Here is a 9,985-nt window from a genome sequence, read left to right as displayed (position 1 = left end):
CCACGATTGCGCTGATCGAGCACGACATGGGCGTGGTCATGGACCTGAGCGACCGCGTGGTCGTGATGGATTACGGCAAGAAGATCGGCGATGGCACCCCTGACGAGGTGCGCAACAATCAAGACGTGATCGACGCCTATCTGGGGGTGGCTCATGACTGATGCAAAGACTTGGACTTTGAAGGAACTGCGCGATGTCTGACACTTTTCTTTATACCATCGAGGTGTTCCTGAACGGGCTGATGGCGGGCGTACTGTATGCCTTGGTCGCGCTGGGCTTTGTGCTGATCTACAAGGCGTCGGGGATTTTCAACTTTGCCCAAGGGGTTATGGCGCTGTTCGCGGCGATGACGCTGGTGGGCTTTCAGAACGGGCAGGTGCCGTTTGCGCATCTGATCAACGCGACCTTTGGTCTGCATGTGACCAGCTTTGGCTGGAACCTGCATTCGGTTGTCGCGGTGTTCCTGACAGTGCTGGTGATGATCGCGCTGGCCTGGGCGGTGCAGCGGTTCGTGTTCCGGCATCTGGTGGGGCAAGAGCCGATTATTCTGTTCATGGCGACCATCGGTCTGGCCTATTTCCTGGAAGGGTTTGCCGACCTGATGTGGGGGTCCGAGATCAAGACGCTTGATCTGTGCTGGGCCGTGGGGGCCTGTCTGCCGCAGGGCGGGAATTTCTGGATCGAAGACATGACGGCGGGGCTGGGTGGCGAAGGGTTCTATGGCTTTTTCATCGACAGCCTGGATATTGTCGCGGCGGTCGTGGCGATGGTGCTGGTGGCAGCACTGGTGGCTTTTGCCCAATACACCAAGCAGGGCCGCGCGATGCGGGCTGTGGCGGATGACCATCAGGCGGCGCTGTCGGTCGGGGTTTCGCTGAACTTTATCTGGATCCTTGTGTGGTCGCTGGCGGGCTTTGTCGCCCTGGTGGCGGGCATCATGTGGGGGGCGAAATCGGGGGTTCAGTTTTCGCTGTCGCTGATCGCGCTGAAGGCGTTGCCGGTGCTGATGCTGGGCGGGTTCACCTCGATCCCCGGTGCCATCGTGGGCGGGCTGATCATCGGCGTGGGCGAGAAGCTGTTCGAGTTCCTGATTGGCGCGCCCTTCCTGGGTGGCGCGACCGAGAACTGGTTCGCCTATATGCTGGCGCTGTTGTTCCTGGTGTTCCGTCCGCAGGGTCTGTTCGGGGAGAAGATCATTGAACGTGTTTGATCTGACCGAAGCAGCAGCGGGGGCCAACCCCCGCACCCCCGGGATATTGACAGCCAAAAGAATGAAAAGCCTGCGGGCTGTGGGAGTACTCTGATGTTTTATCGTGAAGCGGGCGAATTTCGCACGACCTACAAGGAAGACAGCCAGACCTTTCCGATCCGGTTCGACCGGTGGCGCTATTACTTTGTGCTGTTCGTGGCGGTCTGTGTCATTCCGTTCATGGTCAACGACTATTGGGTGAACTCGATTTTTCTGCCCTTCCTGATTTATGCGATTGCGGCGATCGGGCTGAACATTCTGGTGGGTTATTGCGGGCAGGTGTCGCTGGGCACTGGCGGGTTCATGGCGGTGGGCGCCTATGCCTGCTACAAGCTGATGACCGCCTTTCCCGATGTGAGCATGTTCATTCATGTGATCCTTGCCGGGGTGATCACGGCAGGTGTGGGCATGTTGTTTGGTCTGCCGTCGCTGCGGATCAAGGGGTTTTACCTGGCTGTGGCGACGCTGGCGGCGCAGTTCTTTCTGGTGTGGCTCTTTAACCGCGTGCCGTGGTTCTACAACTATTCCGCATCCGGTCAGATCAATGCGCCCGAGCGGGACACCTTTGGTATCCTGATCACCGGGCCGAACACCGAAGCCTGGGCCACCTATCTGTTCTGTCTGATCTTTACGGTGGTCAGCGCCATCATCGCGCGCAACCTGACGCGCGGGTCGGTGGGGCGCAAATGGATGGCGATCCGGGACATGGACATTGCGGCCGAGATCATCGGGGTGAACCCGCTGACCGCCAAGCTAAGCGCCTTTGCCGTCTCGTCGTTCTTTGTCGGCATCGCGGGCGCGCTGTTCTTCAGCGTCTATCTGGGCGCTGTCGAGGTGGGCGAGGCCTTTGGCATCAACAAGTCATTCCTGGTGTTGTTCATGATCATCATCGGCGGTTTGGGCAGCATTTTCGGCAGCTTTGCCGGGGCTGCGTTCCTGGTGTTGCTGCCCGTGGCGCTGAAGGTTGTGGGGGTGGACTGGCTGGGCTGGCCCACCGACATCGTGGCGCATTTGCAGTTGGTCATCGTCGGGGCGCTGATCATCGTGTTCCTGATCGCCGAGCCGCATGGCATCGCGCAGTTGTGGCGCGTGACCAAGGAAAAATTGAGATTGTGGCCGTTCCCGCATTAACGGGGCCGGTTGCCAAGACTGGCGGGTAACACCCCGCCCTGCGCTGGCTCTGCAAGGGGCCGCATCGGAAAACCAAGGGAGGAAACACCGATGAAGATGAAGTTTGCAACAATGGCTGTTGCTGCTGTTATGGCAGCGGGCCCGGTTATGGCGGACCTTGTGTTCCCATCGCTGAGCTATCGGACAGGGCCCTATGCGGCCAGCGGCATTCCCTTTGCGGATGGCTATGCCGATTATTTCACCCTGCTGAACGAACGCGATGGCGGCATTGGCGGGGTCAAGACCCGCGTGCCGGAATGCGAGACCGGCTATAACACCGAAAAAGGTGTGGAATGCTACGAATCCACCAAAGGTGAAGGCGCGTTGGTCTATCAGCCGCTGTCCACCGGCATCACTTATCAGTTGATCCCCAAAGCGACAGCAGACGGCATTCCGATCCACTCGATGGGCTATGGCCGGACCTCGGCGGCCAATGGCGAAGTGTTCCGTGACGTGTTCAACTATCCCGCCAACTATTGGGACGGTGCATCGGGCGCGATCAACTATCTGCTGGACGAGAACGGTGGCGACATCAAAGGCAAGAAGATCGCCTTGGTCTACCACAACTCGGCCTATGGCAAGGAGCCGATCCGCACGCTGGAAGAGCTGCAAAAGACACACGGTTTCGAGCTGACATTGCTGCCCGTTGACCACCCCGGCCAAGAGCAGAAATCGCAGTGGCTGCAAATTCGCCGTGAAAAGCCCGACTATGTGATCATGTGGGGCTGGGGCGTGATGAACCAGGTCGCCGTGCAAGAGGCCGTGAACATCCGCTATCCGATGGAAAACTTTATCGGTGTGTGGTGGTCGGGTTCCGAAGCGGACGTGATCCCCGCAGGTGCAGCGGCCAACGGCTACAAGGCGCTGACCTTCCACGGTGTTGGCAAAGACTATCCCATCTATGACGACATCCAGAAATTCGTTGTGGATGCGGGCAAAGCTGCCGGTGCGGGCGACCAGATCGGTACGGTTCAGTACAACCGCGGCATGTACGCCGCAATGCTGGCCGCCGAAGCTGCGAAAACCGCGCAGGAGATCCACGGCACCCCTGATATCGACGCCAAGATGATGCGCGACGGTATGGAGGCGCTTGAGATCACCGAAGCGAAGATGACCGCTCTGGGTCTTCCCAACTTTGGCCCCGAGTTCAAAGTGTCGTGCGAACAGCACGGTGGGCCCGGTCTGGTGGGTGTTGTCCAGTGGGACGCAGCCGCCGGAACGTGGAATGTCATCTCTGACTACAAACCCACGGACCGCGAGCTGATCGGTCGTCTGGTGGCCGAAGATTCGGCGGCCTATGCGGCAGAAAACAACATCGAACCCGGCTGCAACTAAGCCGACCTCTCCGGCGGCGGGTGCCGTCGCCGGAGACATTTGTGAACATCACCTAACGGGGCAGGTTGACCATGCTGGACGCTGCAAAAACGGACGAGACCTTGCTGGAGGTCAACAACATCGAGGTGATCTACAATCACGTCATTCTGGTGCTGAAAGGCGTCAGCCTGTCGGTGCCTAAGGGCGGGATCACGGCCCTGCTGGGCGGCAACGGCGCGGGCAAGACCACGACGCTGAAAGCCATCAGCGGTTTGCTGGCCTCAGAGCGGGGCGAAGTGACCAAGGGTTCGATCAAATATCGCGGCGATGCGATCCAGCACACCGACCCTGCCGAAACCGTGAAACGCGGTGTGGTGCAGGTGATGGAAGGCCGACATTGTTTTGAACACCTGACCATCGAGGAAAACCTGCTGACGGGGGCCTATACCCGCACCGATGGCAAGGGCGCCACGGCGGCGGACCTTGAGATGGTTTACAATTATTTCCCGCGTTTGCGTGAGCGGCGCAAATCGCAGGCAGGCTACACGTCGGGTGGGGAACAACAGATGTGCGCGATTGGCCGCGCCCTGATGAGCCGCCCCGAGACGATTCTGCTGGATGAGCCCAGCATGGGCCTTGCGCCGCAACTGGTGGAGCAGATTTTCTCGATCGTTAAATCGGTCAATGAAAACGAAGGCGTGTCTTTCCTGCTGGCGGAACAGAACACCAACGTGGCGCTGCGGTTTGCGCATTACGGGTACATCCTGGAATCGGGTCGCGTGGTGATGGACGGCCCCGCCGCCGAGCTGCGCGAGAACCCGGATGTGAAGGAATTCTATCTGGGCATGTCCGACGAGGGCCGCAAATCCTTCCGTGATGTGCGGTCGTATCGCCGTCGCAAGCGTTGGCTGAGCTGAGCAAGATCGACCGGCGGGCTGCGGCCCCTTTACCAACAGACAAACAGGACAATTACCCGATGCCGGACACAGCGTATTTTGATGATCTGGAAACCCGCAGTGCGGACCAGCGGCAGGCCGAACAAGCCGCCTTGTTGCGCACGCGGTTGGCGTCGATCACCTATGCGCCCGCCGACTGGCGCGCGATGGCAGCCGAGGTGCGAAACCCGGATGATCTGGTGAATCTGCCGGTGCTGCGCAAATCCGAGCTGTCGGCCTGGCAAAAGGAAAACCCGCCTTTTGGTGGCATTGCCGTCAGCAATCTGGCGCATGTGTTCCAGTCGCCCGGGCCGATCTATGAACCCGGCGGGATCGGCCACGACTGGTGGCGTATGGGCCGTTTTTTGCACGCGGCGGGCATTGGCAAGGGCGACATCGTCCAGAACTGCTTTGGCTATCATCTGACGCCTGCGGGCATGATCTTTGAATCCGGTGCGCGGGCTGTGGGGGCGGCTGTGCTGCCTGCCGGTACGGGGCAGACGGAACTGCAAGTGATCGCGGCGCGCGATATCGGCACCACGGCCTATGCAGGCACGCCGGACTATCTGAAGGTGATCTTGGACAAGGCCGACGAGATGGGCGTGACGTTGAAACTGTCGCGTGCGGTCGTGGGCGGCGGCGCGCTGTTCCCCAGCCTGCGACAGGAATATGCGGATCGTGGCATTGCCTGTTTGCAGTCCTATGCCACCGCCGATCTGGGCAACATCGCATATGAAAGTGCCGCGATGGAGGGGATGATCGTCGATGAAGGCGTAATCGTGGAAATCCTGACGCCAGGCACCGGCAATCCGGTGGAGCCGGGTGAGGTTGGCGAGGTTGTGGTGACATCGCTGAACCCCGACTATCCGCTGGTCCGCTTTGCCACCGGCGACATGAGTGCCTTGATGGCGGGGCAAAGTCCCTGCGGGCGCACAAACATGCGCATCAAGGGCTGGATGGGTCGCGCCGATCAGACGACCAAGATCAAGGGGATGTTCGTACGCCCCGAGCAGGTGGCCGCGCTGGTCGCCAGACACCCCGAGATTTCGCGCGCGCGCGTCGTTGCGCAACGGGACGGGCAGCAGGATGCGATGACGGTTCGGATCGAGGCGGAAGGCGGCGATGTGCAGGCCTACGCTGCGAGCGTTGTTGAGACGCTGAAGATGAAAGGCACGGTCGAGATCGTGCCGAGGGGCAGCTTGCCGCACGATGGTTTGGTGATCGAGGATCAGCGCACTTACGATTGATGCGGGGTGGGGGCGCTGCCCCCGCGCCTTGCGGCGCTCCCCCGGAGTTTATCTGGCAAGATGAAGGATCAGCCGGTGATCAGGCGGATCAGCATCCATGTGCCCATGCCTGCCATTGCAAGGTTCTCGCTGAGCGAGATGAAGCCAAGTGGCACGTTGTCGTTGCCGCCAGTGCAGGCGCATTTCAGATCACGTTTGTCGATGTAGACAGCCTTGATCACCGAAATTGCGCCGATGGTTCCGACGAACAAGGCGAGCGGCGCGGCCAGCCACAAGGCGACACCTGCCAGCATCAGCACCCCTGCGGCGGCTTCGGCGTAGGGATAGATGTAGGCGTAAGGCACCCAGCGGCGGGCGAGCAGGTCATAGCCCAGAAACATGGTCGAAAACTGTTCGACGTCTTGCAGCTTTTGCAGCGCGAGGATCGTCATGGCGGTGGATACGAACCACGGTATCACCTGCCAGCTCAGGGGCGTGCCGTGGGCGATCATGGCAATGGCCAGGGCGATCAGGAATGAGATGGCAAAGATCACCGACACGGGGCGATATGTCTTTTCGTCACCGTCGTTGACGTTTTGGCCGAAGAACCGGCGCAGATCGTCGTGACCGCCGATCCGCTCGGTTTCGATAAAGGTTTGCGGAGTTGTTTCCACGTCATAGTCGGCCTTGAAGGCGTCGGTTTCTGCGCGCGTGGTCAGATGATGGTCTACGACGGTGTAGCCGTGACGCTCTAGCAGGGATTTCGATTTCAGGCCGAAGGGACACAGGTGATCCGGCATGACCATGCGGTAAAGATGGGCGGTTTTCTGTGTCATGGTATTACTCCTTCAGTTCGGCGATCAGGGCCTGCATCTCTGCGATTTCCTTGCGTTGCGTGGAGATGATCCCGTCAGCAAGTTCGCGCACCCGCGGGTCCGTGATGCGGGCGCGTTCACTGGTCAGGATTGCGATGGAATGGTGCGGGATCATGGCCTGCATCCAATCGACTTGATCCACCGTTTGTTGTGACCTGACGCCCCAAAGTCCCACGGCAAACAGAACAGCGGCGCCTGCTGTGATGGCAATATTGGCAGTGCGGCTGGGATACATGCCCCACATAAAAGCCAGCATAACGGCCATCATCAGTGCGCCCATATACAGGGCCATCCACGCGCGGGTTTCGCTGAAATACACGTGGTCGAAAGCGTAGGTGTTGAAGTACATGGCCACAAACATGACGACGGTCGAGGTTAGGATCATAGCGAAAAAACGGGTGTAATGGCTCATGTCAGTCTCCCTTTTCTATGGAACAAACAGGTTTCCAGTGCTGGAAGGTTCCAAAGTTTCTTTGCGTGCTTTGGTTACATTGTGATCGCGGGTGGCTGGTGGATGATCAAAGCTGCGGCTAGGACTGCTGGCGAAGGATCGTAGTGCAATGCAGGGGCGCGCGCATGTGGATGGTACGGGTTTTGGTTTTGGCGGTCTGTGCGCTGCTGGCAGCGTGCGGGTCAAAGCCCGAGACGCGCGACGCGCCGGTGACACCACTTTTGTTCAATGCGGTGGACATCGAAGCGCAGGACAAACTGCTGATCCTGATCCCCGGTTCGATGACGCCGCTGGGCATTTTCGACCCCGTGGTCGAATGGCGGTCCAAGGGATATGCCTTTGCCGCCTACCGGTTTCCCGGTATGGATGGCCGACCGCTGGACGGACCGCTGGACATTGCGCGGGCGGCACAGACGATTGTGAAACTGGCGGACCGCTATCCCGACAAACAGATCAAGCTGCTGGGTTTTTCCACCGGGGCGCCGATTGCGATGCTTGCGGCCAAGCAGATCGGGCTGCGCGCGCAGGTCGCGGGCATGTCCAGCGCGGTGGAATTTGGCGGCGGTGCGCAGACGGCGCTGCGCGGGGTCGATGACATTCTGGTCGCGGCGGCACGGGCGCAGTCGGTGAACACGCGCAAGGTGTGGGAAAACTATTTTCCCGTGCTGCTGTTCGGGCGCGCAGGCGCGCGGTCGCCCGAAAGGGCCGACGATATTGCCCGCATCACCAGCCGTCCGAAAAAGATCGTGGTCGAGCCGTCGTTCAATATCTTCAAGTCGCACACCATGGCGCTGGTGGGCTGGCGCATGCCCGAGGGCTTCACCCTGCCGCCCGAGCAGGTGCATCTGTATGCAGGCACCGCCGACACGGTGTTCCGGCCCCGCCAGGTGCGCCGGTTTGCCAAAAGCATCGGCGGCGCGCCGGTGACTTTCTATCCCGGTCTGGGGCATCTGCTGTATGTGGCAGAGCCGCGTGTGTTCGATGACATTCTGGCCTTCTTTGAGGAAGGCTAGGGCGGTGCGCGTGGTCTGGTCATTCCGACAGAAATGATCGACATAAGGGCTATGAGCGATCAGGCGACACATTCCGCGGCGGGCGCTGCGCCCGCACGGTTGGCCCCCAAAGGGTTGGCCACGGTGGCGTTGCTGACGGCGGCGGTGTGTCTGTTGCCGATGGTGGCTGTGTTGCTGGCGTCTTTTGGCGGCGGGTTCGACACGGTGCAGCACCTGATGCAGACCGTATTGCCACGTTATATGGGCAACACGCTGGCGCTGGTGCTGCTGGTGTCGGCGGGGACTTTCATGGTTGGCGTGGGGGCCGCGTGGCTGGTGACGATGACGCGCTTTCCCGGCGTGCGGGTGTTCGAGATCGCGCTGGTGTTGCCGCTGGCCTTTCCGGCCTATGTGCTGGCCTATGCCTATACCAGCATTCTGGACCACCCCGGCATCGTGCAATCCACGCTGCGCGCGGTGATGGGATGGGGGCCGCGCGATTATTGGTTCCCCGAGATCCGCAGCCTTGGCGGGGCGGCATTGATGCTGGTGCTGGTGTTGTACCCATATGTTTACCTGTTGGCGCGGGCGTCGTTCTTGCAGCAGTCGGGCACCACGTTTCTGGCCGCGCGTGCCTTGGGCAGTTCGGTCTGGGGGGCGTTTTTCAAGGTCAGCTTGCCGCTGGCGCGGCCTGCTATTGCGGCGGGCGTGTTGCTGACGGTGATGGAGACCATCGCCGATTTCGGCACGGTCGCCTATTTCGGCGTCCAGACCTTTGCCACGGGGATTTACACAAGCTGGTTCAGCCTGGGTGACCGCACGGGGGCTGCGCAACTTGCGCTGTGCCTGCTGGCGTTTGCGCTGCTGCTGGCCATGCTGGAGCGGGCACAGCGGGGGCGGGCCAAGTATCACGATCCGTCTCGGGGCGGCAAAGGCAGCAACCCGCCGGTACATCTGAGCGGCGTGCGGGCAGGTCTTGCGATGGTGCTGTGCGGCGTGCCGGTGCTGTTGGGGGCGCTGCTGCCGATTGTTGTTCTTGTGGTTATGGGGCTGGCGTCCAAGCAGGACCTGACCAGCGCACGCTATCTGGGCTTTGCCACCAATTCCCTGACGCTGGCGGCGATTGCGGCGGTGCTGACGCTGGGGGCGGCGATTGCTGTCGGATTTTACAACCGAATCCAGCCGGGGCGTCTGGCGCGCGGTGCGGCCTATGTGGCGCGGCTGGGCTATGCGGTGCCGGGCGGAGTGATCGCGGTGGGGCTGATGGTGCCCTTTGCCGCCTTTGACAACCAACTGGACGCATGGATGCGCGCGACATTCGATGTCTCGACGGGGCTGCTGATCACCGGGTCGATCTGGTTGCTGATCGCGGCCTATATGGTCCGGTTTCTGGCGGCGGCGCTGGGGGCTTACGAGGGCGGGCAGGCGCTGGTGCATGTCAATATGGATGCCGCCAGCCGGTCGCTGGGCAAGGGACCGATGGCCACGTTGCGCCGTGTGCACCTGCCGATCCTGACGCCCAGCCTGCTGACGGCAGTGTTGATCGTGTTCGTGGATGTGATGAAAGAACTGCCCGCGACGCTGATCATGCGCCCGTTCAACTATGACACGCTGGCGGTACAGGCGTACCGGTTGGCCAGCGACGAGCGGCTGGACGGGGCGGCGGTGCCGTCATTGGTTATTGTTGCAGTGGGGGTGCTGCCGGTGATCCTGATCTGTCGTCAGGTCGGTCGCAGCCGGTGAGTGCGGGCGGCCCGCGCGGGGCCACCCGTG

The 9,985-nt window shown here is 61.0% G+C and carries 9 protein-coding genes and 1 pseudogene; 8 read left to right on the top strand and 2 right to left on the bottom strand.

The window, feature by feature from the left end:
* The 6 genes and pseudogenes from AAC077_RS19330 to AAC077_RS19305 form a co-directional block, all read left to right on the top strand.
* Positions 1–161, top strand: a pseudogene (locus AAC077_RS19330) (ABC transporter ATP-binding protein); the annotation flags it as partial.
* Positions 162–193: 32 nt separating this feature from the next.
* Positions 194–1,210, top strand: coding sequence for a branched-chain amino acid ABC transporter permease (locus AAC077_RS19325; protein WP_339773274.1), 1,017 nt, complete (start codon positions 194–196; stop codon positions 1,208–1,210).
* 93 nt (positions 1,211–1,303) lie between these two features.
* Positions 1,304–2,380: a branched-chain amino acid ABC transporter permease gene (locus AAC077_RS19320; protein ID WP_339773272.1), complete on the top strand. Its 1,077-nt coding sequence runs from the start codon at positions 1,304–1,306 to the stop codon at positions 2,378–2,380.
* A 90-nt stretch (positions 2,381–2,470) separates the two neighbouring features.
* Positions 2,471–3,754 (top strand): ABC transporter substrate-binding protein, encoded by a 1,284-nt coding sequence (locus AAC077_RS19315; protein WP_339773270.1) that lies wholly within the window; start codon positions 2,471–2,473, stop codon positions 3,752–3,754.
* Positions 3,755–3,825: 71 nt separating this feature from the next.
* Entirely contained in the window at positions 3,826–4,650 is an 825-nt protein-coding gene (locus AAC077_RS19310) for an ABC transporter ATP-binding protein (protein ID WP_339773267.1), read from the top strand.
* Between the two features lie 59 nt (positions 4,651–4,709).
* Complete coding sequence (locus AAC077_RS19305; protein ID WP_339773265.1) at positions 4,710–5,915, top strand: phenylacetate--CoA ligase family protein; 1,206 nt, start codon at positions 4,710–4,712, stop codon at positions 5,913–5,915.
* 68 nt (positions 5,916–5,983) lie between these two features.
* Here the strand turns inward: AAC077_RS19305 and AAC077_RS19300 are convergent, their stop codons facing one another.
* Positions 5,984–6,730, bottom strand: a complete 747-nt coding sequence (locus AAC077_RS19300) for a MauE/DoxX family redox-associated membrane protein (protein WP_339773263.1) — start codon at positions 6,728–6,730, stop codon at positions 5,984–5,986.
* Positions 6,731–6,734: 4 nt separating this feature from the next.
* Complete coding sequence (locus tag AAC077_RS19295; RefSeq protein ID WP_339773260.1) at positions 6,735–7,181, bottom strand: DUF305 domain-containing protein; 447 nt, start codon at positions 7,179–7,181, stop codon at positions 6,735–6,737.
* 164 nt (positions 7,182–7,345) lie between these two features.
* On the opposite strand from AAC077_RS19295, the gene AAC077_RS19290 reads away from it, so the two are divergent.
* Both AAC077_RS19290 and AAC077_RS19285 read left to right on the top strand, forming a co-directional pair.
* A complete protein-coding gene (locus AAC077_RS19290; RefSeq protein ID WP_339773257.1) occupies positions 7,346–8,233 on the top strand; it encodes an alpha/beta hydrolase in 888 nt (295 codons plus the stop codon).
* A 51-nt stretch (positions 8,234–8,284) separates the two neighbouring features.
* Positions 8,285–9,955, top strand: a complete 1,671-nt coding sequence (locus AAC077_RS19285) for an iron ABC transporter permease (protein ID WP_339773254.1) — start codon at positions 8,285–8,287, stop codon at positions 9,953–9,955.
* The last annotated feature ends 30 nt before the right edge of the window (positions 9,956–9,985 follow it).

This window comes from uncultured Pseudosulfitobacter sp. (genome assembly GCF_963976325.1).
Classification (GTDB): Bacteria; Pseudomonadota; Alphaproteobacteria; order Rhodobacterales; family Rhodobacteraceae; genus Pseudosulfitobacter.
The sequence above is the reverse complement of the archived record's forward strand: the minus strand, read 5'-3'. Positions and strand labels throughout refer to the sequence as shown.

Excerpts from the sequence above, each read along its gene's own strand:
- AAC077_RS19325 (WP_339773274.1), top strand. The coding sequence starts at position 194 with ATGTCTGACACTTTTCTTTATACCATCGAGGTGTTCCTGAACGGGCTG.
- AAC077_RS19320 (WP_339773272.1), top strand. The coding sequence starts at position 1,304 with ATGTTTTATCGTGAAGCGGGCGAATTTCGCACGACCTACAAGGAAGAC.
- AAC077_RS19315 (WP_339773270.1), top strand. The coding sequence starts at position 2,471 with ATGAAGATGAAGTTTGCAACAATGGCTGTTGCTGCTGTTATGGCAGCG.
- AAC077_RS19310 (WP_339773267.1), top strand. The coding sequence starts at position 3,826 with ATGCTGGACGCTGCAAAAACGGACGAGACCTTGCTGGAGGTCAACAAC.
- AAC077_RS19305 (WP_339773265.1), top strand. The coding sequence starts at position 4,710 with ATGCCGGACACAGCGTATTTTGATGATCTGGAAACCCGCAGTGCGGAC.
- AAC077_RS19300 (WP_339773263.1), bottom strand. The coding sequence starts at position 6,730 with ATGACACAGAAAACCGCCCATCTTTACCGCATGGTCATGCCGGATCAC.
- AAC077_RS19295 (WP_339773260.1), bottom strand. The coding sequence starts at position 7,181 with ATGAGCCATTACACCCGTTTTTTCGCTATGATCCTAACCTCGACCGTC.
- AAC077_RS19290 (WP_339773257.1), top strand. The coding sequence starts at position 7,346 with ATGTGGATGGTACGGGTTTTGGTTTTGGCGGTCTGTGCGCTGCTGGCA.
- AAC077_RS19285 (WP_339773254.1), top strand. The coding sequence starts at position 8,285 with ATGAGCGATCAGGCGACACATTCCGCGGCGGGCGCTGCGCCCGCACGG.